Genomic DNA, 24,685 nt, shown 5'->3' on the forward strand with positions numbered 1-24,685 from the left:
ACTACCCCTGGATGGCGGCACGCAGTCCGTCCGCGAGATCCGTTGTAGCCGCGACGATTCCGCTCCAACGCTTGGTCAGATCCGTACCGAACTCGATGGGGCGGTCGTACGCGTCGATCACCGCACCGCCGGACGCCTCGACCTGAACGACCGCCGCGGCGATGTCCATCAGGCGGTGGGTGTCGCTGCCCGCGTCGACGAAGGCATCGGTCGACCCGGTCGCGACGAACACCGACTCGAGGGTGCTGCAGCTGAGAATGCGAATGCGGGTGGCAGTCTCCGCGACACGCCACCAGGCATCGCGGTTGCGTTCGTGCGGACGGAGCATCGAGACCGCGGCCGACGCCAACGACGTGCATCCGCTCGTCTGGAACGCCGATTCGCTGCGCGACGCCCACCAGGTCTCGCCGGTGTGCAGCCAGCTCGTCGTCGCCTCGGTGAATTCACCGTCGATCACCGCAGCTGCGCTGAAGCACGCCAACGGAATTCCCGCCGCAGCATTGGCGGAACCGTCGACGGGATCGACGACGAGGGTGATGGCCGAGCCGACGTCGATCCACCCCCGTTCCTCCGACAGCACGTTCGCGCCCGCTGCCGTCGCCGCGGAGATGATGGCGTCTTCGACGAGGACGTCGATGAACATCGTCGGTGTTCCGTCGGCGCCGTCCATTGCAATGGACTTCAGTTTCTCCCTCGAATACTTCGCGACGGCGTCGCGGTATGCGGTGAGGGCGGCGTCGGACGCGGCGGTGAGCATGCGGCCGGCGGCGGTGCGGTCGGAGTCGGTGAGAGTCATGCGTTTTCTCCAGTTGTCGGGAATAGCGGGGAATCAGGACACGACCTTGCGGACCCAGATGGCGAGGCCCTCCACGATCAGGACCACCGCGAAGATCATCAGCACGATCATGGTGACCACGTCGAACTGCATGACGCGGGCCGCGTTCATCAGGTAGAAGCCCAGTCCACCTGCACCGACGACACCGAGAAGTGTTGCGGCACGGATGTTGGTGTCGAGCTGATAGAAGAGGTGCGCGATGATCGCAGGCCCCGACTGCCGGACAGTCGCGGCGATGAGCACCTGCATCCGTGTCGCGCCACCGGCGACCACCGCCTGCTGCACACGGATGTCGGTCTCTTCGACCGAGTCGGCGATCAGCTTGCTGAGCAACCCGATTGCGCCGACGGACAAGGCGATCGCGCCCGCGGTGGCACCGAGGCCGGTGACGACGATGACGATGATCGCGAGGATCAGATCCGGGATGCCGCGAACGATCACGATGAACATGCGGAACCCCTTCGCAATACCCGGGGTGGGGGCGACGTTGCGAGCCGCCAGCAGGCCCACGGGGATCGCGAAGATCAGGCCGATCAAGGTGGCGGCCAGCGCGATCTGCAAGGTGACGATCAGTTGCTTCCACAGCTCGTCTCCGATGCCACCCGTCCCGGGCGGGAAGAACAGTCCGAGAGTGTTCCACATCGATCCGAAACCTTCGGCCATGCGGGAGAAATCGATCTCGGCCGCCCACAGCGACACCAGCAGTGCCAGCACGAACAGCGCGGCGTACACGGTGCGAGCGATGCGTTCGCCGGTCCACGGCGGACTGATCCGGTATCGACCGTCGACGGTACGCAGTGCAGTCGGTGCCTGCACGCTGCCCGGCTTCCGATCGACCCAGCCTCCCTGCGCCTTCGACACCCGATCCCGAAGACGCGTGTACAGGCCACGGCGCGCAGGCGCCTTGTCGCCGAGCACCATTCGGCGGAGAGCACCGGAAACCAGTTCGACGATGACGCACAAGGCCACGATGAACAGTGCGAGTGCCATGCCGCGCTGATAGTTCATGGTGCGCAGTGCGGCCGACAGTTCGAGGCCGATACCGCTCACGCCGACATAGCCGAGGATGACCGAGGCGCGCAGGTTGATGTCGAACCGGTGCAGGGCCGTGGCGACGATCACCGGCATCACCTGCGGCAGCACACCACCGGTGATCTGCTGCCACCACGTCGCACCGGCGGCCCGCAGCGCGTCGCGCGGGCCGGGGTCGGTGTCTTCGATCGCATCGGCGTACAACTTGCCGATCATGCCGATCGAGTGGATACCGAGGGCGAGGATGCCACCGATCGCGCCGAGCCCGAACAGGCGCAGGAACAGGATCGCCAGCACCAGTTCGGGAATGGCGCGGGTGACGACGATGACGGTGCGGGCGGGCATCCGCAGCACGGTGCGGGGTGCCGTATTGCGGGCGGCGCCCAGCGCGACGGGAATGCTCAGCACCACAGCCAACACCGTGGCGAGGAGCACGATGCCCAGGGTCTGCCCGGTCATTGCAGCGAGCTCACCGATGGGAGGGAAGTCGAGCGGGAAGATCCGCGACAGGAAATCCGCTGCGTTGCCGATACTGTCGATGATCGTCGCGACGTTGATCTTCAGTGACGCGATCGACCAGAGCGCTGCTGCGAACAGCCCCAACAGAATGACCTGCACACTGATGGTCTGCCACGTGGGGCGCGGGAGAGTCCTGGCATGCGGTGGGGCGGTGATCGTCATCGGTTCGCGGCGGCCTGCGCGGACACGACCGGTTCGACGGCGGAGTAGATGCTCATGGTCTCGCTCCGGTCGATCGTCGACACGGGCTTGTCGAGCACGACCTGCCCGCCACGCAGCCCGACGAGGCGATGCCCCCACGACAGTGCGAGATCGACCTGGTGCAGGCTGCACAGCACGGTCAGGTTGTCTTCGGACGCGATCTGCGAGATCAGCGCCATCACCTGTGCCGACGATTCGGGATCGAGCGATGCGACCGGCTCGTCCGCGAGGAGGATCTTCGGCTTCTGAATGAGTGCGCGCGCCACCGCGACACGCTGCTGCTGACCACCGGAAAGGGTATCGGCGCGCTGAAACGGCCGGTCGGCGAGACCGACACGGTCGAGCTGCTCCATGGCCGCCAGCCGCACGGCCTTCGGATACATCATGAGACCGAACCGCGGCCCGCGCAGCGATCCGAGGGCGCCGGAACACACGTTCTCCAGCACCGACATGTTGCCGACGAGGTGGAACTGCTGGAATACGAAGCCCACCTTGCGTCGCAAGTCCCGCAGTTCACGACCGCGGGCAGTGCCGACATCACGCCCGAGGACCTGCACAGCACCCGAGGTGGGCAGATGCAGGCCGTCGAGCAGACGCAGCAGAGTCGACTTACCCGACCCCGACAGGCCCAGCAGCGCAACCACTTCCCCGGGATAGACCGTCAGCGACACATCGTCGAGCGCCCGGAGATCCGGTGCGAACACCTTGCTGACGTGATCGAGTTCGATGGTGGGCCGGAGGATCTTGTCGATGGATGCGCCGAGGCGCGCATGGTCGGGGTCGGTCATGTCGGACTCCAGGTTTTCGAGGGGATCGGGTCAGCTTGCGCAGGAAGGGGACTGCGTGATCTCGCAGACCTTGCGGACACCGTCGTAGAAGTCGTCGGTGACGGGGATGAATCCGTATTCGGTGCCCTCGGGAAGCTCGCACTCGTCTTCGCCGGCGCAGTAGCCTGCCTCGACGAGCGCCGGGCGGGTGAGCTTGGTGGCGTAGATGTCGGTGAGCTGGTCGATGAGATCCTGCGGCAGCGTGGTCAGCACGGCCGACGGGCTGGCCGCGATCATCTCGGACTCCCAGATCACGTCGAGGTCGCCCTCAGCGAGATCACCCTTCTCGACGAGGGTCTCGGTCACCATCGTGTCGAAGGCGAAGCCTGCGTCGCACTGACCGCTCTTGACTGCGAGCGCGGATGCATCGTGCCCGCCCGCGAAGATCGGGGTGACGTCCGCCTCGGGGTCGACGCCGGCCTCGAGCAGGCCCGCAGACGGGTAGAGATACCCGGAAGTGGAGGTGGGGTCGACGAAACACACCGTCTTGCCCCGGAAGTCCTCGAGCGAACGGATATCGGATCCCGCGGGCACGAGGGCATACGACCGGTAGCCGGGCTCCTCATCGGGGCTGTCGGCGAACACACCCAGTGGCTGCACCGGCACGCCGCTGTCCTTCGCCGTGGCGTAGGAGAACGGGCCGTAGTGACCGATATGGACTTTGCCTGCGCGCTGGGCCTCGATGACGGCCGCGTAGTCGGTGGCGTTCTGGAACTCGACCGGGATGCCGGTCTCGTCCTCGATGACCTGCTGGATGAGTGCGAACTCCTGCTGCAGGCTCGTGCTGTCCTCACTCGGGATGGACGCGAGAACCAATGTCTCCGGGGTGCCCTCGCTTCCGGTCGCGCCCGCCGAGCTGTCTTCGTCGGCACTCGAGCCGCACGCGGACAGGGCGAGCGTCGCCGCAGCTGCCATGGCACCCCTACGAGGGATCGGGAATGAGAGATACGCATGTAGAAAAGCTCCTTGTCGAACCCGCGGAAGCGGGTCGGGACACGAGGGGGCGACACCGTGGCGGCATCGTCGGAGTCCAGACTGTCGGTACGGTGTATCGAATCCCCCAACCCGAGATGAACTCCCGACCTCGAGCAGAAGACGTTCCCGGCGGCCTGTCCGCCCGAGACGAGACCGGCCCCACACCGATTCGGTGCAGGGCCGGAATGTCAGGATGCGCGTAGTACCGAACGGGTCACCGGGTGACCGTGTTCGAACGAGACGAGGACGAGGTCGGCGCGCTGCCCGGTGCTCAGTGCGCCCCGGTCGGCGAGCCCGACCGCCGTTGCGGGACCACTCGTGACGAGCGACACGGCGGCAGGCAATGTCATATACCCGTCGGCGAGCGCGAATGCTGCACCGAGCAGCGACGACGGCAGGTAGTCCGACGCCAGCGCCGTCACCAGACCCAGCTCGGCGAGTTCACCGGCGGACACGTTGCCCGAATGGGAGCGTCCGCGCAGCACGTTCGGTCCGCCCATCACGACGGACATGCCTCGATTGCGTGCTTCCCGCGCCGCCTCCACGGTCGTGGGAAACTCGGCGACATTGCCGCCGCGTGCGGCGAGATCGGCGATCTCCACGGCCGATTCGGGGTCGTGTCCGAAGACACGGGCGAGACCGTTGCGGGACTGCTCGGCCAGCCAGCCCATCGTTTCGTCACGGATCCCGGCGTTTGCGTCACGTTCGGCCGCCAGACCGTCCACCACCTTGCGCGCGTCCTCCGCGGAGATGGCGCGGACCCCGGCGATGTGGTTCTCGTAGTACGTGCGGTCGGCGTACTGGCCGATCCCCGGGGTGTGGTCCTCGTGGGAGATCACCGCGGGCGTTTCGGTGGTGACGGCACCTGCCGCGACAAGGCGCTCGAACTCGTCACGCATCGCCGCGAATCCGGCGGCCGACCGCACGTCGAGGCGATGCAGGACGCGGTGGTCGACGAGTTTCGCGTCGGTGTCGCGGGTGGTCCAGTCTTCGATCGACTCGCACATCTGCTGCGCCACATGAACGCTGCGTCCCGTGGTCGCCGTGGCGCGGTCGGAGAACGACGCACCGTGGAACACTGTCGTCACTCCGGCCGCACGCACCTTGCCTTCGAACGACATGAGCGAGAACGCCCACGGCAGCTCGACCCCCGGCCTCGGAAGGCGCTCCTTCTCGAGTCCGTCGGAGTGCACGTCGATCAGGCCCGGCAGACACAGCAGACCACCGCCGTCGACGTCCGGTCGCACTCCGGGAGTGGACGGTCCGACCTCCTCGATCCGTCCGTCGCGCACCACGATCTGCGCGTCGTCGAGGACGCGGTCGGGCAGCACCGCCCGGACGTGCCCGACCACATAGTTCTGCGGTGCCGCCTGCAGCGTCCACGACATGCCGGTCGATACAGCGGTCGGGACGGTTTCTGTTCCGGTCATGCGGCTGCTCCCAATACGTCCGTAGCGGATCCGATTCGGTCGATGTGGCCGTCCGAGAACCGGACGACACGGGTCGCGAGACGGTGCATGGCGTCGAGATCGTGGAACACCGCGAGCACCGCGACACCTGAACCCGACAGCGACGCGATGAGTTCGAGCGCCCGTTCACGGTTGGCCGGGTCGAGGGCCGACACCGGCTCGTCGAGCAGCAGCAGCCGCGGTGGGTGGACGGTGCCGGCAGCGATGTTCACGCGCTGGCGTTCACCACCGGACAGCACACTGCAGTCGACGTCCCACAGCGCCTTGTCGAGCGAGAGTCGCTGCAGCGCTTCGGCAGCGGCGTCGCGGGCGTCGGCGCGGTTCATTCCGCGACGACGAGCCGACGCCGCGACCACCTCGAGGGGCGCGGTGCGCGGCGGCGCCGACAGGAACTGCGAGACGTAGCCGAGTTCGCGTCCGCGCAGCCGGGCCATCTCCCGGTCGGACAGCTCGGTGAGTTCGACGGGTCCACCGTCGGTGTGCAGGACGACCGAGCCGGCGTCGGGCAGGTAACTGCGGTGCACACAGCGCAGGAAGCTCGACTTGCCCGCACCGGACGGTCCCGCGAGGGCCACGTGCTCACCGCGGCCGACCTCGAGGTCGACGCCGTGCAGCGACGTGACGGTGCGGCCGTCGATGGTGTGGAGGGTGAACGATTTGTGCAGGTCGCGGACGGTAAGGACCGGATCTGCGGTGGTGGTGGACTCGGACATGGTCACCTCCGGGCGGCTGCAACGAGCCGCTGAGTGTAGGGGTGGTGGGGATCCTGGAACAGCTGGTCGGTCAGGCCCGTCTCGACCACGCGTCCGACATTCATCACCAGCGTGCGATCGGTGAGCGCCTCGATGACCGCGAAGTCGTGGCTCACGACCACGGCGGCGGTGTCGCGCTCGGCGAGCAGGTTGCGGAGCAGGTCGAGGACACCCGCCGCGACCGACGCGTCCAGGCCTGTGGTGGGTTCGTCGAGCAGCAGCACACGCGGATCGGTCGCGAGTGCCTTCGCGATCTGCACTCGTTGACGCATGCCGCCGGAGAAGGTGTGGACGGGGTCGTCCATGCGGTCGAGGGGCACTTCGACCTTCTCCAGGAGATACGCTGCGCGGTCGCGGATCTCGTAGTAGTTGCGCCAGCCTGCCGCGGTGAGACGCTCGGCGATGTTGCCGCCTGCAGAGACCGTCATCGTGAGTCCGTCGGCGGGGTTCTGGTGCACGAGTCCGAGGGTGTCGATGCGCAGCGCGCGTCGCTCGGTGTCGTCGAGGGTGAACACGTCGGTGGTGCCACCTCCGACGGTGGTGAGGAACATCGAGCCATGTGTGGCCTTGTCGTCGCCGATCAAGCAGCGCAGCACGGTCGATTTGCCCGAGCCGGATTCGCCGATCAGGCCGAGGGCCTCGCCGGGGGCGACGTCGAAGCTCACGTCCCACGCGGCGACGACGGCGCCGGTGACCGGGCTGATCGCGGTACCCGTGTCGGGGCCGGTGCCGGGCACGGCGTCGGCGCCACCGGGGCCGTGCACCTTTCCGACATCCCGCACAGCGAGGGTCCAGCCGTCGGGGTGCGCGGGCACGGGGCGGTCGGTGAGTTCGGCCGGGTCGCGGCGGGTCACCGCATTCGCGGCGCGGACACGGCGCTGCGGGTCGGGCAGGAACTGCACGGGGGAATACGCATCGTGGAGTGCCTCGTCGATGTCGGCGTCGACGACGCGAGTGCACCACTCGACGTCGCTGCACATCATGCGTCCGGGCGATGCCTCGACGAGGAACGTGTCGGACGAGCCGCAGCGCACGCAGATCTGTTCGTCGCTGCCCTCGACCTCGAACGGGACATCGTCGAACGTGAGCGGCTGCACCGGGGTGTAGGGCGGTACCGCGAAGATGCGCTTCTCACGTCCGGCACCGAGCAGGGTCAGGTGCGGTGAATTGTTCAGGCGCGGAACGTCCCATCGCGGGATCGGCGACGTGATCATCACGTACCGGCCGTCGACGAGCACCGGGTAGCCGGTGGTCTTGGTGATGACGCCGTTGCGGACGAGGTCCTCGTAGAGGCTGACCCACATCATCGAGTAGTCGGCCTCGGCATGCATACGGGCGCATTCGGTGACCGACTTCTGCACGGCTCGAAGAGGTTCCGAGTTGGGAACCTGCAGGACGAGGATCTGCCCCTCGGTCATCGGCTCCTCGGGGATCCGGTGCCGCGACTGGATGATCGTCGACTCGCGGGTGTCCTTGGTGGAGGCACACTTCTCGCTCGACTCGATCAGGCGTCGCAGGTTCGTGGCGTTGACGCCATCGTCGTCACCCTGGTCGATGACCTTGACGACATCGGTGCCGCCGACGAGGCCGAGCGTGACCTGCAGGCCGCCGGAGCCCCAGCCGCGGGCGACGGGCATCTCGCGGGATCCGAACGGGGTCAGGTATCCGGGAACGCACACGGCAGTCAGTGTTGCGCGGCGGATCTCGCGTTTGGATCCTTCGTCGAGGATGCCACGTTCACGGGTGGCGGCGTCGATCGCGTCGAGGGTATGGGTGACGCGCGAGCCGGTGTCGCGGGTGGTGAGCAGGTCGGTCATCAGCAGGTCCTTCCGAGAGGTTCGGTGTTGCGGTCCGCGGCGTCGTCGGCGCCGGCCTGCACGGCGACCTTCCGGTCGATCATCGAGCGGAAGGTGACGTAGTGCGGAAGCTTGAGGTGTTCGAGGAAACCACAGGAATCGAGGCCGTCGGTGGTGAGCAGCAGGGTCTGCTCGAGACCGCCGGTGTCGCCGAAACGGCGGCACGCGATGTCGAGGTTGGCCATCGCGATGGCCTTGCGCTCGTTGTGACCGAAGCACAATCCGTAGCCGACATCGAAGCGTCCGCGGTCCTCGTCGGGTCCGTTGAGGTCTTCGATCGCCTCACACTCGGTGACTCGAATGTCGCCGACAGAAAAGGCATTTCCGGTGTGGGGGTGCCGGACGCGCACCGGGACACGGCCGTGTCGCACCTCGCCGAGCGTGACCTCGTGCAGGTTGCCTTCGGTGCCGCGGATCGAGCGATACCACGTGCCGATCAACGAGCCGGTCTCGGCGCGGGCCATCGACGCAAGTACCGCCGAGCGCGGCGCTGGAGGCGCGGCCGGGTGGCGGGAGATGTCGAACGGTTCGGGGTCGGAGCCGTCGATCGGTCGACTGTCTGCGAGCAGGTCCATTTCGCGCAGCATGTCCGAGAAGCGCTTGGGGTGGCGTTCGGCTTCGGTGCGGTCGGGAGTCGGCGCCTCGTCGATGATCGTCGGCGGCACGGGCTCTTCGTCACGGACGAGCATGCGGCCGGTGTAGTCGCTGGTGCGGCCCAGCAATTGAGGACCGTCGGGGGTGCGCCACGCAGGCACGATGCGGCGTAGGACGGTCATCTCGTCGGGGTCTACGGGCTCGCTGACGGCCAGTCGCGGCAGGGTCGACTGGTGGGCGCGGACGAGGTGCGTGGCCTCGATGACGTCGCCTTCCGCCTGGCGGAGTGCATCGGCGGAGGTCTCGGGGTCGTAGAGCGACCCTTCCCCCATCACGCGGTCGACGGCCAGGCGCATGCGGCCGGTGATCTGTTCGGTGGTCAAGCGCGGCGAGTTGTCGGCTTCACGCGCGGTGCGGACGAGGCTTTCGGCGGCGAGGATCGCGTCGAGTCCGCCGCGGGCTCCGGAATATCCCATGTCAGTTCTCCTGTGCGGTACTCATGCGCGTGGTGCGCGACAGTCCGACCACGGTGCCGTCGTCGGCGACGAGCAGGATGTCGATGCCCCCGGGAAACTCTGCGGTGGCTTCATCGCGGGCATTACGCAGTACGTGGTCGAATCCTTGCGGTGCAATGGTTTCGGTCCCGTCGACGCCCGGCCCGGTAAGTTCGGCGGGTGTTCCGCCGTCGAGTGACGGGACCGAACAGATCACGGTCGCGGCGGACTCCGGCGTCAGTGCGGTTCCGCGTGCGGCAGAAAGTATTTCGTCGGCGGTGACGGGACGAAGGGCGATGACGTACTTCGCCTCGCCGAGCGCCGCGACGGGGGCACCCGTCGCTACGGTGAGCACCTCGTTCCAGTCGGAGTCGTCTTCGAGCACGGCGACGCAGGTCTCGAGGTCTGCGAGGGCGAGGGCGGGCAGCAGTGCAGGAGGGAAGTCCGTCGAGGGCAGGGTCTGCCGCAGGCCGGGGCGGCTGAACGCATGCAGCATCGCGCGGTAGACCTGCTGTGCAACAACGGGGTCGAGTCCGACTCCCATGACCTTGTCGGTGGCGGCGATCGTCACGTCAGCTCCTCGAATTGAACGATGGTGGGGGCGATCTGTGCCCATTCCTCGGCGTCGGCACGACCGAGCTCGGCTTCCATGCGGGCACACAGCTCGAGCACATGGCCGGCGTTGGGACGGCCCGCGGCGACCTCGGCGTCGCACACCGCGGCGGCGAGCACCGCGGCGCGGTCGTCGCCCATCCGCATGGCCCAGCCGCGGGTACCGTCGAGACGGACTTCCGCGTGGCAGGCCAGGACGTTGCCGAGGAAGAAGCGGACGTGGCCGATGGGTTCGCGAACCTGGGTCGCGATGCACCCGATCTCCGGGGTGGTCAGGACGGTCAGATTCGCACCGTCGGACAGGCATACGTCGGCTGCGCCCACCAAATCCTGTTCGGGCGCCACGGCGAGCAGCTCGGCGAGCCGCTCCCGGCTGTAGGTGTGGGGAGTCATCAATTTCCTTCGCAGTTCGAAACGGGAGGTTGGTCGCCGATCTCCATGACCACGCGGATCATGTCGGCGCGCGTCCAGGAGGTGCTGTAAGTGACGACGACGCCGGTTTCGGCGTCACGGTTGATGCTTTCGATGACCCAGACGGGGGCGACGTAGGTCATCTCGAGGGCGTTGGTGACCTCTTCGGGAGGCAGTTCCATCGAGGTACGGCACCACGACCGCACGACGTCGAATCTGCCCATCTGGCGCAGGAGTTCGTCGAGCGACTCCTCGACACGCATGGCGGAGCCGAGTTCGGTGACGGCCTCACACCGCACCCATTCCTCACCCAGCGCAGCCACGTGGTCGTCGACGTAGCGCAGTCTTCGCATGTAGTGGGCGGGAGTTCCGGGCTCGAGTCCGAGATAGCGCGCACTGCCTTCGGGAATCGGCCGGACCTCGGACAGCAACACGGACGAACGAGGAACGGCGCCCGCCGCTTCGACGGTCCGATGCCACGACGGCCGCTTCTCCTTGGAGACGATGTAGTCGATGCGACGGTTGACATAGGTACCGGAGCCGCGGAGCCTGCGGACGAGTCCGCGACGCTCGAGTTCCTGCACCGCGGAGCGGGCGGCTGCCCGTCCCACGCCGAACCGTGCCATCAGCTCGTGTTCGCTCGCGAGTTTGGTGCCCGGGTCCAGCTGGGCGATCTCGTCGGCCAGCTCGCCGGCGATCTTGTGGTAACCGTTGCGCTCCGTCACGCCGTAGACAATGGTCCACCGAGTTGTACGGGCAACTTCACCGAAGGTAACCGGAAGGGAAACGCAGCTGAACGACTGGGTCAGTTGTTCGGGGCGATGATGCAGGCGCGAATAGTTCTGGTGCTACATATCATTTCGGCATCGGGAGTGGACGGGGTCGGCCACGCTCCCATACAGTGGCGGCCGTCGCCTTGACGCGACGCTTCTTCCTGGAAGTCCTCCCCGACACAGGAGATGCAGTTCAGGGCCCCGCCGGCTCCTCCCCTCGATTCGCCGGCGGGGCTCCCCTGCCAGCCGTCCGGCCTCCCCGAAGACCCGCACGATGGCCCGGCCCAGAACCTCCCCGACTCCGACCGGGCCTCGCGCAACGGCTGCCGTTCGACCATAAAACAATCTGCTCACTCGCGTGCACTGAATTGCGTCACCGCTCGTCGAATGCCCGGAGGCGACACTTCGGACCCATCGGCGGGGTATAGACGACGGCGTCGCACACGCGGCAGGCGTGCGTGCGGTGCCTGTCGCCGCAGTCGCACACCCGCGAACCCACGAGCACCTGATTCGCGCCGAGCCGGTGCCCGTTCGGACAATGCGAGGGCGCGGGCTCGGCCCATCCCGACGCGACTCGGTACAGTTTCACTACTCGATCATACGTTCGAACTCCGGAACGCTACTTACGATCGGAGTGCCCGAGGTCGCGCGCGGGGTCGACGATGTCGCGCACGCGCCGCTTCAAGGTGACGATGTCGGGAAAACCGCCGTCCACCTTGCGATCCCACACCGTGACATCGCCCACCGCGACGCGGAAGATCCCACCGGTTCCGGGTACGAGAGCCACCTCGGCGAGGTCGGTGCCGAAAGTGTTGAGCAGTTCCTGCGCCATCCACCCCGCTCGCAGTAGCCACTGACATTGAGTGCAGTAGGCGAAGGTGACGCGGGGTTCCGTGGCTGTCATGGGGACGAGATTATCGCGAATGAAGGAAGCCCCGCCGATCGTGGTGGAGATCGGCGGGGCTTCGACGCAGGCCGGAGATGGGGGGTACCGGCCCGCGCGGTCGTCCTCGCAGGGGGGACAGGAGGACGACGCATTTCGAGTCTATCCACAGCTTTTTGTTACTCGCGAGTATTGGCGAAAAACTGTCCGATTGGTCAGGTCCTGCGACAAGATCATCCTCTTCCTGAGCAAACCGACGACAAGTCTGGTTTCGTGACACATGTGATTCGGCACCGGAGAAGCGGGTTTACTCTTCGCTCAGCACTCGCAACGGTAGGAGCTGTCACAGTCCTGTGCGCTACGACCCCTGTTGCGTTCGCTCAGGATCCAGCGCCTCCTACGCCCGACGACACCCAGCCCCTCGGCTTCGACACCGAGATGCTCGGCTTCGGCGAGGTCATCGACTTCCGCGGGCACTCGGACTCCGTCACTCTCACGGTGCCCGTCCCCGACGGACTGGCGCCGGAAGCGCTCGACACCACCGTGGAGCTGCCGTCGAACGTTGCGCGGGGGTCGATCGATGTCGAGTCCGACGGCCGTCTCCTGTCGCGGCTGGATCTCCCACCTGACAGCGCTACCGTCCCCCTCTCCATCCCCCTGACCGGAGCCACCGTCGAGAACCAGGCGGCGGCCGTCACACTCCGGCTGAACCTCTTTGCAGGGGACAACATCTGCCCCGAGGACTGGACCACTCGGTCGATCGCGATGAGAGACGGAGTGGTCCGCTACACAGGTACCGCCACCAATCCCACTGTCGTCGCCGATTTCCTGCCGCCCATCCTCGAGCGCCTCGACGTGTACCTGCCCGCTGAGCCGAGTCCGCTCGAATCCGACACCGCGGTCGGTCTCGCCGCGGCCATCACCACGTACCACACGGGGCGACCGCTGGCCGTCGACGTCCGAGAAACCCCTCCGAACGGCATCCCACCGGCTGCGGAAAGCCCGTTCGTGCGGCAGATCGTCGTGACCGAGACCGACGGCGCCGACAGCGGTGCCGAAGTTGCGCAGATACCCGGTGGGCCACCGGCGCTCTACCTGAAGGGCAACACCGACAGTCTCGCGACCCAAGCCAGGATCGCGACCTCGACATGGTCTGGGCTGGCGGTCTCGTCGGAGGTCTACGCCAACCCGAGGATCATCCCGCCCCAGCAGAGTCCCGATATCACCACGCTGAACGACCTCGGTATCGGCGACCAGAGCGCGACGGCGGTGGGCGTCGTCCAGGTCGAGATGTATCTCGATCAGGCACGCTTCGGACGACCGGTCGGCGACCTCCACCTCGACCTGAAGGGCTCGTACACACCGCTGCCCGACACCGAGGGCGGGCTCCTCACCATCGAGACAGGCGACACCGTCCTCGACTCATGGGCTGCGGAGCCCAGCGGGATCATCGACCGTGCCATCACCATCCCAGCGGAGGCAATGCAACGCTCGACCGAACTGACAGTGACGCTGCGTGCCACCGGCGGTGAACGATACTGCGGTACCACGCAACCGGCGACGGTGATGATCGACGGTGATTCCCATATCTCCAGTACGACCGCCGATCCGCCGGTGCCGGACGGGTTCGCGTCGCTTCCCCAGACCCTCATGCCGCGGTTCGACATCGCCGCCACGGGCACTGGCATCGCCGATACCGCGCGCGCCGTCGATATCGTCTCCGGGCTGCAGTCGCTCACGCCGATACTGCTCGACACCGAATGGGTGACGGTGGACGACGCGCTCGCATCGCCGTCCCCCGCGCTGATCGTCTCCGCAGACGGATCCCTTCCCGACGACCTACCGCTGCGGCTCACCGAAACCGAGGATCGACGGTTCGAGGTGGTCGGGGCCGGGGGCGTCTCCACGAGCCTGACCTTCGGAACCAACGTCACCTACGCGTCACTGCAGGTGATCCGAGACCACGGCCGCACCCTTCTCGTTGCCACATCCACCGACGCACCCGCGGAACTCGATCGAACCTTGAGCTGGCTGGCAGCCGAGCCCGACAGGTGGCCGGAGTTGGCCGGGCATGTTCTGTTCACCGCGGAAGGGCGTGATCCCGTCGCGCTCGTCGATCCACGCGGCGATGTCCTCGTTCCGACCGAAGAAGGTGTGTCCACCACCGTCCGCTGGATTCTGATCGGCACCGGTGCACTCGTCGCCGCCGGAATCGTCGCGGCCGTGGTGCTCGTGGCGCTACGCCGCACTCGTCCGAGGCCGCGGTGACAATCTCGACGACCGCGCGAGCGACGGCTGCGCAGAAGGCGCCACATCCGTTCGCACACACCTGGGTGCGGTGGGCTGTGATCGTCGCGGCCACGCTCGTCGCGTTCCACTCCACGTGGAGTGAACTGTTCGACGAAGTGCGCACCGGCACGACAGGTGGCTACGTGCTGATCATTCCCCCACTGGCCGCGCTCGTGGCCGTCGGAATCACCCACCGGCGCAGACACGAGTTGCCGATCCACGACCGGCAGACCGATGCGATCGTCGCCGTCATACTGCTGGCAGTGTCGGTCGCGCTGAAGGCTCTTCTGATGCCCCGGTACGCGGCCACCTACCAGCTCATGCACATAGACGTACTGGCCGCGTGGGTATTCGTGTGCGGCGCGTGCGTGGCGATGTTCGGGCTGCGTGCCACCTCGAGGTACTGGTTTGCGTGGCTGATGTTGCTCCTCACGTCGCCGATCATGTACCGCGCGATCCTGGTTCAGATGGGTGGCACGAAGGTGGCCGCCGGTGTGCTGACTCTGTTTCTCGCGTGTGCGGCTGTCGGTATCGCGACGCGCACCTCACACTCCAGGGGGATGGCCGTCGGCGCCATCACCTTCGTCCTCGGGCTCGGTGTTCTGGCAGTGGTCACGGTGCAGTGGCCCGACGCGGCGATCGGTGTGTACCAGTACATTCCCACGGTGGCAGCATTCCTTGTCGGCGGCGGTGCGTATCTGGCCCGATTTCGCGGACTTGCCCCTCGGAGGCTTCCGCCCAGCCCGGTGACTCCCTCCCAGGCCGGCCGTACCGCCCTCTACATCGTGCCGGTCGCGGTGGTGCTGGCCTTCATCGCGCCCCCCGACCAGCGGCTCACTCCCGTCGCGGCCGGGCCACCTCCCGCCGGCACGGTCACACAGGTGGTCCCCGCGGGCTGGCAACAGATCAGCTCTGTCGACTACGACTGGCCGCGCAGCTATTTCCGGGACCCCTCGGCACTCCGACGCCAGATGATTCGTGCAGACGAGGCCCGCGCCGACTGGGATCAACTCCTGCGGCCACGCACGATAGCCGTACAGACTCTGCAGATCCGCAGAGTCGGCGCGTTCGAGGTCTACCCCACGGAATCGATGTACAACCTTCGCGGAGCTCGGGTCAGCCCGAAGAGCTATATCGATCTCGGACACGACGTCACCGCCGAGTACTTCACGGTGGTGGACGACGATCTGCTGCTCACGTGGAGTCTGCTCAACTTCATCTGGACTCGCGGCGACGACGCCCAACGCGTCACCCTGCTGACCGTCGACAACCACGAGTTCGACGCCGTATTCCCTCAACCCGAACCGAACTCGGTCGCCAACATCAGAGTCCTCCTTCAGATACTTCTCCGCGGCAATGCATCGGTGTCCGACACCGATCCCGAATACAAGGACCGGGAGATGCTCACCGAAGTCGGGCGCGCAGTCGTGGAGGCACAGTGGCAAGAAAGTTGAGCACCAGACCCGACATACCACCGGAAGGCACGACGGCGTACGACGAATACACACGCGCGGCACTGCACGACGCGGTATTCGGGTTACGTGAGCGCAGTGCTGTGTCGTCTGCGTCGGTTGCGTTCACACCCATCCAGAAGTGGACCGCCCTGTCGTTGCTGGCCATCCTCGTGGTGGCCCTCGTCGTCGTTACACAGCCGGCACTGATCGCGTTGACCGCGATGTGCACGCTCGGTTACATCGCGACGCTCGCCGACCGACTGTTGTTGTTCTCGCGTGGTCTGAACCGCGACGCCATCGTGCGCGTCAGCGACGAGGAGGCACTCGCTCCGGCCGACGACCAGCTTCCCTCCTACACCGTGCTGGTGCCCGCGTACAACGAACCCGAAGTCGTCGGAGATCTCGTGGCCGCGATGCACGCGATCGACTACCCGGCCGCAAAGCTTCAGGTGCTCTTGCTGCTCGAAGAAGACGACGCTGTCACGATCGACGCGGCCGAAGCCGCCGGACTCGGGGTGAGCGTCGAGATCCTGAAGGTTCCCGCCGCAGATCCGCGTACCAAACCCAAGGCGTGCAACTACGGACTGCACTTCAGCACCGGGGAGATCGTCACGATCTTCGATGCCGAAGATCGCCCGGACCCACTGCAGCTGCGGCGCGTGATCGTCGCGTTCGACCGCGTGGGCGACGACGTCGCGTGCGTACAGGCAAAACTGGCCTTCCACAACGGTTCCCAGAACATGCTCACCGGATGGTTCACGGCCGACTACGCGCTGTGGTTCAACTTCATCCTGCCGGGCCTCATGGCGTCGAATTCGCCGATCCCGCTGGGCGGGACATCCAATCACATCCGGCGCAGCGTGTTCGACGACATCGGAGCGTGGGATCCGTACAACGTCACCGAGGACGCCGACCTGGGTGTGCGCATCGCAGAGTCCGGCTACCGCACCGCCGTTCTCGATTCGACGACCCTCGAAGAGGCCAACAGCGATCCCATCAATTGGGTTCGGCAACGCTCCCGCTGGTACAAGGGCTACCTCCAGACCTGGCTCGTGCACATGCGTCGACCACAGCAGCTTCGGCGGGCGATCGGTACCGTCGGAATGTGGCGCTTCACCACACTGCTCGCCGGCACACCGATCATCGCGTGTTTGAACATGGCGTTCTGGCTGATTACCATCATGTGGCTCCTCGGACAGCCGCACGTCATCGAAGAGATCTTCCCCGCGTACGTGTATTTTCCGGCCCTGATATCGCTGGTGTTCGGCAATTCTGCTGTGCTCTACATGAATCTGGTGGCGTGCCGGGAAACGTCGAACTCGGCACTGTGGTGGCCGTGCCTCACCGTGCCGATCTACTGGTTGCTCATGTCGATCGCCGCACTCAAAGGCACATATCAGCTCATCCGCAATCCCTCCTACTGGGAGAAGACCTTCCACGGACTAGACTCATGACGCACCGTTCATCTCGGGTGTTCTGGGCGACGTGCGCACTCTACGTAGCCGTCGGCCTGTGGCTGGCTCTCGACGTCCAGTATTTTCAGGGTGATTCACTCAGCCGAGTATCAGCCGCCCGGACGGTGCTGTTCTCCCGCGACCCACACCTCGCCGCCATCGGATTCGTGTTCACGCCCCTGACGGCCATTGCGCAGTTACCCGTGGTCGCGCTGTCGGGCTGGTTTCCCGATCTCACACGCTTCGCGATCACCGCCGTCGTGATGTCCGCACCGTTCATGGCGGGCGCCGCCGTTCAGATCCACAAGATCGCCTGCGATCGCGGGTGCGCACCGTGGCTCGTCTGGACGGTGACAGCGCTGTTCGCACTGAACCCCATGATCGTCTACTACGGCGCGAACGGCATGAGCGAGGCGCCGTTCCTGATGCTGTTGTGCTGGGCGACCCGACGTCTGATCCGCTGGTGCAGTACCGACGACATCCACGACCTCGGGATCGCCGGGGTCGCGCTCGGCATCGCCTATCTGGCGCGGTACGACGCGCTCGCGGCAGGCGGCGCTGCCACCATGTTCGTCGTCATCCTCGCGCGATGGCGGACCCGCGGGTCGACGCCACGCACCTGGCACCCCGCCATTCTCGACGGCATCCTGTTCGCGTCGCCGATCGCGTTGTCGTTCGGCGCCTTCGCTGCGATCAGCTGGCTGATCACGGGCGACGCGTTCGCACAGTTCTCGTCGTCGTACGGCAACGCGGCGATCATCGAGCAGAGCGGCGGCGGCTCTGCCGGTGGTCTGCCCGCGCTCGCGTTCTCCGTCGCGGAAATCGTGGTGCTGGGCCCGGCACTTCCGCTGTTGATTCCCGTCATCATCGTGGTGGCATGGCGCCGCCGCGACCTCGAACCACTCGTCCCGTTCCTTGTGTTCGGTGCGGTGCTCGGCTTCGCGATGCTGTCGTACATGCGGGGCGCGACGTTCCCCTTCCTACGTTTCTACCTGTGCGCGGTGCCCGTGCTCACAGTGTGGGTGATCCAGTTGGCGCCACGTCGCGGACAGTTCGTGTCGCGGAGACCGGGCACATACGAGGTTCCGCGTCCCACCGATCACGGTGGTCTCGCTCCACTCGGCGCACTGTTGCTCGCGTGCGGCCTGCCGATCACTTTCATCGCGATGCTCGATCCTGAACTGTCGCAGGAGCAGCACGCACTGCGCACCGTCCTGTTCCCCGATCCCGACGACCCGTCCGACCTGAGGGAACAGCAGGAGCGGATCATCGCGTCGTTCTCGACCGAACGGCGTCTCGCGCAGTACCTCGACGAACAGAATCTGCCACCTGGCTCGGTACTCATGGATACCGTCTACGGATTCGCCGTGCTCACCGCGACCGACCGGCCGGACACCTACGTCGTCCCGTCCGACACCGACTTCACCGAGATACTGAACGCACCCAACCGGTACGGAGTGCAGTACATCCTCACGGTGCCCAACGAGGGGCGAGGAACGTCCGATGCCGTCAACCGGCGCTACCCGACGATCTTCGAGAACGGAAGCGAGATCTCCACTCTCGAACTCGAGGTGCCCAACGACGGGGACAACCAGCCGACGTGGCGTCTGTGGCGGATCGACAACTGACTGTGGCTCACCCGACGGTGATGTGTCGCGCGAGGACCGAATGCAGCGGATCTCCCGGGCCGATATCGTAACTGCAGTCGGTGTGACGAGGGTCGGGTACGGACGCCCACATGAGCGCCCCCGCAGCTCCGAGTTCGCGGTAGTGAGTGAGCCTTTCGTCGACGATCTCGGCGCGCTCGTTCAGCGCGAGACAGCTTCCTGCCTCGATTCCGAGCTCACCGACGAGGAGTGGCTTCTCGGTTTCGGCCAGGCGTAGCGCGAGGAACCGGCCGTCGTCGTAGTCGTGGTACTGGGCGACGTCGACGGATGGAGAACCTACCACGATCACGAATCCGTCTCCTGCAGTGCCACATTGATCACCCCCGATCGTTCCCAACGTGATCGGGTGCTCTCGGTCGCGATCGCGCACGATGCGCCCCGCCTCGTCGGTCCATTTCCTCAGAACGATGGCCGCGTCCGGCGGGCACTGCCGACGCTCGAGGGAGCAGTCACCACCTGGGCACGTCGCCGCCTCCGGTTCCCCGAGCAGCTCCCACATCGCGAGTGCCGGTGAATCACGCCAGCGTTCGACCGACTTCGCCACCCACTCCTCGTAACTCAGCGAGTGCCCGTCCTGGACCTGTCGCCAGCCGTCCACATACCAGCCGCGCTCCTTGTAGCCGCCCGCGTCGCAGTCGCTGTCCTGCGGTGCGAGGACCGGAACGACCAGCTGTTCATGGCGCGCAGCCGCATCGAACACTGCGTCGATCCCTGTGAAGTCGACCGTCCCCGTGTCGCGATGGATAGCGTGCGATTGGAACGCGTCGAAACGGGTCAGCGAATTGGGCGGGAGCGAGCCGAAGAAGGCGTCCAGGTCGACCTGCGCGCCACATCCCACGTTGAGCGACCAGTCGGTGGCCAGCTGATAGGCGTTCATGCCCGTCGGCCACCACTCTCGACCATCGAGCAGGAGTCGGTCGCCGACGACCGAGACCTGGCCCGGCTGTTCCGGAGGTGACGGTCGCGGGGAGGTGTCCTGCGCGCATGACGTCATGATCAGCAGGCACGCGACGAGGGCGGCGAGGCGCATTCACCGACGGTAACCGACGGGAACGGCGTCGCTGCCCGATTCAGCTGGGACGCGCGTCAGGATGTTCGTGCACGAAGTTCAGGTACGCCTTCGACGGCGTCGGTCCGCGCTGCCCCTGGTACTTCGATCCGACCTTCGCGCTGCCGTACGGATGCTCGGCCGGGCTCGTCAGCCGGAACAGGCACAGCTGACCGATCTTCATCCCCGGCCACAACGTGATCGGCAGGTTCGCGACGTTCGACAGCTCCAGGGTGATGTGCCCATCGAAGCCCGGGTCGATGAAGCCGGCCGTCGAGTGCGTGAGCAGACCGAGACGTCCGAGCGACGACTTACCCTCGAGCCTGCCCGCCAGGTCGGACGGCAGCGAGCAGCGTTCCATCGTCGAACCGAGGACGAACTCCCCCGGATGCAGCACGAACGACTCGTTCCGAGGCACCTCCACCAGCGAGGTCAGCTCGTCCTGCTGTTTCGCGGGATCGATGTGTGTGTAGCGGGTGTTGTTGAAGACACGGAACAAACTGTCCAGACGCACATCGACGCTCGACGGCTGCACCAGCTCCGGGTCGTAAGGGTCGATCCCCAGATGTCCGGAGGTGATCTGGGCGCGGATGTCGCGATCGGAGAGCAGCACGGATAGAGGTTAACAACCTCGCTCGTGCGGCCTCAGCTCCTGTTCAGATGGGCGGCCATCGCGACGAGCAGTTCGGTGCATTCCTCGACGACCTCCTCCTGGCTCAACGGTACGGTTTCGTCGAGCCACGAGGTCAGCGCCTGCGCGAGACCGCCGACGACGTAGTGGGCGGCGAGATCAAGGCGCGGGCTGGGTTTGACCTCGTAGAAGTCCTCTGCCTGCACCATCACCAGACCCGCGAACATGCGGGTCGAGTCGAGTCGACGCTTCGCGAGCTGAGGGTTGGCCTGACTCACGGAGAACAGCATGCGGCCGAGTCGGGGATCCTCGGCGATCTCGTGCACGATGTTCTCGACGCATGCTCGGACGACCGCACGATCTTCGCGTGGCGCCTCGGCGATCGCCGCGAGTGTGCTCTCGGCGATGCGCTGGACCACGTAGTCGTACACCGCGCCGGTGAGTTCGTCGCGGTCGGCGAAGCTCTCGTAGAAGTAGCGCGACGCGAGGCCGGCGCGTTTGCAGACGCCGCGGACAGACAGAGTCGGGTCGCCGTCGGTGGCGCCGAGCAGGTCCAGACCGGCGTCGATCAGCTTGGCCCTTCGATCGGCCAATCGTTCGTCGCCCGCGCGTCCACCGTAGATCCGTCCTGTCGCCATGCTGCCCATCATCTCAGCAACAGTCCTTTACGCCCGACTTTCATCTGAGTACAGTCGTAATCAATTAGCGCCAGGGAGGGCACCCGAGATGACCACGATCGAAAAACCCGCAGGTCTCGACGACGCGATGGACGGCATCGGTCTCGCCGCGGGCGCCGCGAACATCATCATGCAATTGTCGTGGCCGGGTGTCGGCTACGGAGTCCACGAAAGCCGCGTCGAGTCGGGCCGCCTCTTCGATCACCCGTACAAACGCAGCCGCACCACGCTCGGCTACCTCGCCGTCGCCGCGAAAGGCACCGACGACGAGAAGCGACTCTTCCGCAACGGCGTGAACAAGGCGCACGCACAGGTGCGCTCGACAGGGGCAAGCCCCGTCAAATACAACGCGTTCGATCCCGAACTCCAACTCTGGGTCGCCGCGTGCATCTACCGCGGCTTCGAGGACGTTCACCGCGCGCTGTACGGGCCGATCCCCGAACACGCCGTCGACTACTTCTACCAGCGCGGCGCGACCTTCGGCACCACACTTCAGGTCAAGCCCGACATGTGGCCTGCCGACCGCGAACTGTTCGAGGAGTACTGGAACGAGAGCCTCGACAAGGTTCGGATCGACGACGTCATCCGCGAACATCTGCTCTCCATCGCACGGATGGAGTTCCTACCCAAGCCCGTGTCGCTGATGGCGGGCCCGATCAACATGTTCTTCACCGCAGGTTTCCTACCGCAGCGGTTCCGCGACGAGATGCTGCTGTCGTGGACGCCTCGCGACCAACGTCGATTCGATCGCGTCATGCGCGCCATCGGCAAGGTCAACAAGCGACTTCCGCTCGCGGTCCGCGAAGCGCCGTACCGACTGCTCCTGGCCGACATGCGGTGGCGGATCAAGACCGGACGCACACTGGTGTAGGGGTCTGCGATAGTCATCGGAGAGTCTGCTAAAGTTTGCTCCGAGCGTGGGCCGGAGCCGGTGAGAATCGGCAAAAGCCCAGCGTGCCGATGTAGTTCAATGGTAGAACATCAGCTTCCCAAGCTGAATACGCGGGTTCGATTCCCGTCATCGGCTCCACACAAAAGGCCCTGGTCACCGATTGAATTCGGACGGACTAGGGCCTTTACTGTCGGCACAGGCCAGCCCTGCAGGTACGAGTCAGGTACAACTCCGGCCGGATGCATCCCGTTACGACTACTCCGGACATTCAGGTCATGGTTCACTTCACTCGTCGGGGACATGGCGAGAGAAGGGGGCAGAGATGGCACTGGTCTATCGCGCGATCTGGCAGGACGATCGCGACGTTTGCGAGGCTGCTCAAGCAGAGTTTTCCAGATGGATCGAAGCCGAGAAGAGTAACGGCGAACTGGACGTGTCGATCCCGAAACGCGCCGCGGCGGACATCACACGCAACGGTAGAAAGGTACATCTTGACGTTTCCACCGAACATGCGACGGGCGACGATGACGTCGCATCAGCGTTTCGTGCAAATCTGACCGAGACTGACGGCGACGGCGTTCGGTGGCAGACCACACTCCGATCGTGGGTGATCAGAACCGAGGGTGGCCGCGCCGAGGGTTGGCTTTGGATCGATCTCACAGTCGTCGGTGATGTCGATGTCCAGCGACTATCACCTGCTGCGCCTCGGCTTGCCCGTCGGCTGATCGACTCTGGCACCAATGTCCGGCTCGGTGACATGCCGTTGTCGACAATGCCGACGCGTCATCGCGGCTCGGAAGCAGGCACAGCGCTCGCCGAGACCGTGAGTGACTTCAGCAGATCTGTACCCATTGTGGTGTTCGTGGAAGATCCAGGCCGATTTGCGGCCTTTGCACCGGGTACATACTCCTTTGATGACATTGTGAATCTGACCGCACGACAGGTGGCAGGGATTGCCACGATCGTTGTCGTCGACCAAGCAGCAGCCAACGCGTTCAGCCAGGCGTTGGGAGACGACCACGGTGTCCGCGACGGGGCATTTCGCATCTACCTGAAAGATCTGGACCCCGCACAGAGGAACGACTCGTGGCGGCACCGTTTCGTTACCGCAAGCAGGTACATGGGAAACAAGGGGACCGCAGCCAAGATCATCGCGAGCAAGCTTGGCCCATTATCTGCGGTTCGTCGGCCACCAACGAGTTTCAACGAAGCGAAGGCACTACTTGACGAACAGCGCAGCAATGGCGCAGATGATGACCGTGAACTCCTCCAAGTCGCGGAAGACGAGATCGAGAACCTTCGAGACCAGCTGACCCAGAAGGACGATGACTACCTGGGACTAGCTATCGACTTCGAAGCCACACAGACGGAGAAGTCCGAACTTGCCGATCTAGCTGACTCATACAAGCGTCGGCTCGATCATGCGTTGACACAGTTGAGCGAACTGGACCAGCACGAATCCTATTGGGAATCGGAAGCCGCACGCTTGCAAATGCCGAGCACGGCATCGAGCTCCAGCGAAGCCGTGCGCCAGGCCCGGGAGTTCCTTCACGATCGATTGGTCATTCCCAACGAGGCACTTCGCGACATCGAAGACCTTGATGCCACCGTGACGGGACAGACTTGGGGCCAACGCACCTGGGAAGCTTTCCGTGCCCTCCACGCCTACGCTTGTGAGCTTGCGTCAGACGAACCTCCCACCAACTTTTGGTATTGGTGCAAGGATTCGAAACACCCGCTAGCCTGGCGCGCAGCGACCAATGCACTCGCGATGCGCGAATCGGACACGGTCCGCAATCGCCCCAGGTATCGCAACGCGCGAGTCCTCTCCGTGTCGACTGATGTGGATCCCACAGGAGAGGTCTACATGGAGGCCCATATCAAGATCGCCGAAGGTGGCGGCAATCTCTCGCCTCGGATCTACTTCTACGAGCACAATCCAACTGCCACCATCCACGTCGGCTTCTTCGGTCCGCACAAACACATGCCGAACACGCGATCGTAGCGCGATCACGGGGACCTCCGATCGAGACCCAACGACTTCAAGAATGCTGGAACGCGAATTCCCGCGCGCACACTATGTCGGAGCCTAGCCTCGTGCTTTCACGCCGAATCGGCAGGGGGCCTGTGTCGCTCACAAAGAAAGGTGCTCTGAACTGCAAGAATATGACTTGCTGAGGGTCATGTTCGCGCGAGTTCGAGGAGCACCTTTCCGGTGACGAAGTCTACTGGTTCCTACCCGACGCTGTCCGTCGACACCACGGGAACGGGTGTCGTATCGCAGGGTGGAGCAGTCACATTGCTGCGGACCGCCGAGAAGACCGGCCTGACCGCGGCGTT

General features: G+C 65.5%; 22 protein-coding genes and 1 tRNA gene. 7 read left to right on the forward strand and 16 right to left on the reverse strand.

The features are described 5' to 3' along the window. Position 1: 1 nt before the first annotated feature. The 13 genes from ACFWB0_RS14095 to ACFWB0_RS14155 all read right to left on the reverse strand — a co-directional run bounded on the left by ACFWB0_RS14095 (position 2) and on the right by ACFWB0_RS14155 (position 12,254). Positions 2-796 (reverse strand): inositol monophosphatase family protein, encoded by a 795-nt coding sequence (locus ACFWB0_RS14095; RefSeq protein ID WP_378491068.1) that lies wholly within the window; start codon positions 794-796, stop codon positions 2-4. Positions 797-829: 33 nt separating this feature from the next. After that, positions 830-2,548, reverse strand: a complete 1,719-nt coding sequence (gene phnE / locus ACFWB0_RS14100; RefSeq protein WP_378491069.1) for a phosphonate ABC transporter, permease protein PhnE — start codon at positions 2,546-2,548, stop codon at positions 830-832. Further along, positions 2,545-3,375, reverse strand: coding sequence for a phosphonate ABC transporter ATP-binding protein (gene phnC / locus ACFWB0_RS14105; protein WP_378491070.1), 831 nt, complete (start codon positions 3,373-3,375; stop codon positions 2,545-2,547). Before phnC ends, phnE begins: the two co-directional genes overlap by 4 nt. A 30-nt stretch (positions 3,376-3,405) precedes the next feature. After that, complete coding sequence (locus ACFWB0_RS14110) at positions 3,406-4,329, reverse strand: phosphate/phosphite/phosphonate ABC transporter substrate-binding protein (RefSeq protein ID WP_378491071.1); 924 nt, start codon at positions 4,327-4,329, stop codon at positions 3,406-3,408. Positions 4,330-4,577: 248 nt separating this feature from the next. Further along, positions 4,578-5,819: an alpha-D-ribose 1-methylphosphonate 5-triphosphate diphosphatase gene (locus tag ACFWB0_RS14115; protein WP_378491072.1), complete on the reverse strand. Its 1,242-nt coding sequence runs from the start codon at positions 5,817-5,819 to the stop codon at positions 4,578-4,580. Further along, the gene (locus ACFWB0_RS14120) at positions 5,816-6,571 is read right to left on the reverse strand and encodes an ATP-binding cassette domain-containing protein (protein WP_378491073.1); all 756 of its coding nucleotides are present in this window, start codon (positions 6,569-6,571) and stop codon (positions 5,816-5,818) included. Before ACFWB0_RS14120 ends, ACFWB0_RS14115 begins: the two co-directional genes overlap by 4 nt. A 2-nt stretch (positions 6,572-6,573) precedes the next feature. Continuing rightward, complete coding sequence (locus ACFWB0_RS14125; protein ID WP_378491074.1) at positions 6,574-8,427, reverse strand: alpha-D-ribose 1-methylphosphonate 5-phosphate C-P-lyase PhnJ; 1,854 nt, start codon at positions 8,425-8,427, stop codon at positions 6,574-6,576. Continuing rightward, positions 8,427-9,536, reverse strand: a complete 1,110-nt coding sequence (locus tag ACFWB0_RS14130; protein ID WP_378491075.1) for a carbon-phosphorus lyase complex subunit PhnI — start codon at positions 9,534-9,536, stop codon at positions 8,427-8,429. Before ACFWB0_RS14130 ends, ACFWB0_RS14125 begins: the two co-directional genes overlap by 1 nt. A 1-nt stretch (position 9,537) precedes the next feature. Beyond that, positions 9,538-10,125, reverse strand: coding sequence for a phosphonate C-P lyase system protein PhnH (phnH, locus tag ACFWB0_RS14135; protein ID WP_378491076.1), 588 nt, complete (start codon positions 10,123-10,125; stop codon positions 9,538-9,540). After that, positions 10,122-10,559, reverse strand: coding sequence for a phosphonate C-P lyase system protein PhnG (locus tag ACFWB0_RS14140; RefSeq protein ID WP_378491077.1), 438 nt, complete (start codon positions 10,557-10,559; stop codon positions 10,122-10,124). Before ACFWB0_RS14140 ends, phnH begins: the two co-directional genes overlap by 4 nt. Further along, entirely contained in the window at positions 10,559-11,302 is a 744-nt protein-coding gene (locus tag ACFWB0_RS14145) for a GntR family transcriptional regulator (protein WP_378491078.1), read from the reverse strand. The genes ACFWB0_RS14140 and ACFWB0_RS14145 overlap by 1 nt, the downstream gene beginning before the upstream one ends. A 421-nt stretch (positions 11,303-11,723) precedes the next feature. Next, positions 11,724-11,939, reverse strand: coding sequence for a hypothetical protein (locus ACFWB0_RS14150; RefSeq protein WP_378491079.1), 216 nt, complete (start codon positions 11,937-11,939; stop codon positions 11,724-11,726). A gap of 30 nt (positions 11,940-11,969) precedes the next feature. Beyond that, positions 11,970-12,254 carry a SelT/SelW/SelH family protein gene (locus ACFWB0_RS14155; RefSeq protein WP_378491080.1) on the reverse strand — a complete coding sequence of 95 codons (285 nt, stop codon included), beginning with the start codon at positions 12,252-12,254 and terminating at the stop codon, positions 11,970-11,972. Between the two features lie 417 nt (positions 12,255-12,671). Between ACFWB0_RS14155 and ACFWB0_RS14160 the strand changes: the two genes are divergently transcribed. The 4 genes from ACFWB0_RS14160 to ACFWB0_RS14175 are packed head-to-tail and all read left to right on the forward strand — an operon-like array spanning position 12,672 to position 19,058. Next, positions 12,672-14,501 carry a hypothetical protein gene (locus tag ACFWB0_RS14160; RefSeq protein WP_378491081.1) on the forward strand — a complete coding sequence of 610 codons (1,830 nt, stop codon included), beginning with the start codon at positions 12,672-12,674 and terminating at the stop codon, positions 14,499-14,501. Continuing rightward, positions 14,498-15,976 carry an archaeosortase/exosortase family protein gene (locus tag ACFWB0_RS14165; RefSeq protein WP_378491082.1) on the forward strand — a complete coding sequence of 493 codons (1,479 nt, stop codon included), beginning with the start codon at positions 14,498-14,500 and terminating at the stop codon, positions 15,974-15,976. The genes ACFWB0_RS14160 and ACFWB0_RS14165 overlap by 4 nt, the downstream gene beginning before the upstream one ends. After that, positions 15,961-17,430 (forward strand): glycosyltransferase, encoded by a 1,470-nt coding sequence (locus ACFWB0_RS14170; protein ID WP_378491083.1) that lies wholly within the window; start codon positions 15,961-15,963, stop codon positions 17,428-17,430. The genes ACFWB0_RS14165 and ACFWB0_RS14170 overlap by 16 nt, the downstream gene beginning before the upstream one ends. Next, positions 17,427-19,058: an ArnT family glycosyltransferase gene (locus ACFWB0_RS14175; RefSeq protein ID WP_378491084.1), complete on the forward strand. Its 1,632-nt coding sequence runs from the start codon at positions 17,427-17,429 to the stop codon at positions 19,056-19,058. The genes ACFWB0_RS14170 and ACFWB0_RS14175 overlap by 4 nt, the downstream gene beginning before the upstream one ends. A gap of 7 nt (positions 19,059-19,065) precedes the next feature. On the opposite strand, the gene ACFWB0_RS14180 is transcribed toward ACFWB0_RS14175, so the two are convergent. The 3 genes from ACFWB0_RS14180 to ACFWB0_RS14190 are packed head-to-tail and all read right to left on the reverse strand — an operon-like array spanning position 19,066 to position 21,414. Continuing rightward, positions 19,066-20,127, reverse strand: coding sequence for a beta-mannosidase (locus tag ACFWB0_RS14180; protein WP_378491085.1), 1,062 nt, complete (start codon positions 20,125-20,127; stop codon positions 19,066-19,068). 40 nt (positions 20,128-20,167) lie between these two features. Further along, the gene (dcd, locus tag ACFWB0_RS14185; protein WP_378491086.1) at positions 20,168-20,758 is read right to left on the reverse strand and encodes a dCTP deaminase; all 591 of its coding nucleotides are present in this window, start codon (positions 20,756-20,758) and stop codon (positions 20,168-20,170) included. A gap of 32 nt (positions 20,759-20,790) precedes the next feature. Next, on the reverse strand, positions 20,791-21,414 hold the full coding sequence (locus tag ACFWB0_RS14190) for a TetR/AcrR family transcriptional regulator (protein ID WP_378491087.1): 624 nt from the start codon (positions 21,412-21,414) through the stop codon (positions 20,791-20,793). An 88-nt stretch (positions 21,415-21,502) separates the two neighbouring features. Between ACFWB0_RS14190 and ACFWB0_RS14195 the strand changes: the two genes are divergently transcribed. The 3 genes from ACFWB0_RS14195 (at position 21,503) to ACFWB0_RS14205 (ending at position 24,350) form a co-directional block, all read left to right on the forward strand. Then, positions 21,503-22,324, forward strand: coding sequence for an oxygenase MpaB family protein (locus tag ACFWB0_RS14195; protein WP_378491088.1), 822 nt, complete (start codon positions 21,503-21,505; stop codon positions 22,322-22,324). A gap of 85 nt (positions 22,325-22,409) precedes the next feature. Next, positions 22,410-22,483, forward strand: a tRNA-Gly gene (locus ACFWB0_RS14200). Positions 22,484-22,667: 184 nt separating this feature from the next. After that, the gene (locus tag ACFWB0_RS14205) at positions 22,668-24,350 is read left to right on the forward strand and encodes a hypothetical protein (RefSeq protein WP_378491089.1); all 1,683 of its coding nucleotides are present in this window, start codon (positions 22,668-22,670) and stop codon (positions 24,348-24,350) included. The last annotated feature ends 335 nt before the right edge of the window (positions 24,351-24,685 follow it).

Source organism: Rhodococcus sp. NPDC060086 (genome assembly GCF_042730275.1).
Taxonomy (GTDB): domain Bacteria; phylum Actinomycetota; class Actinomycetes; order Mycobacteriales; family Mycobacteriaceae; genus Rhodococcus.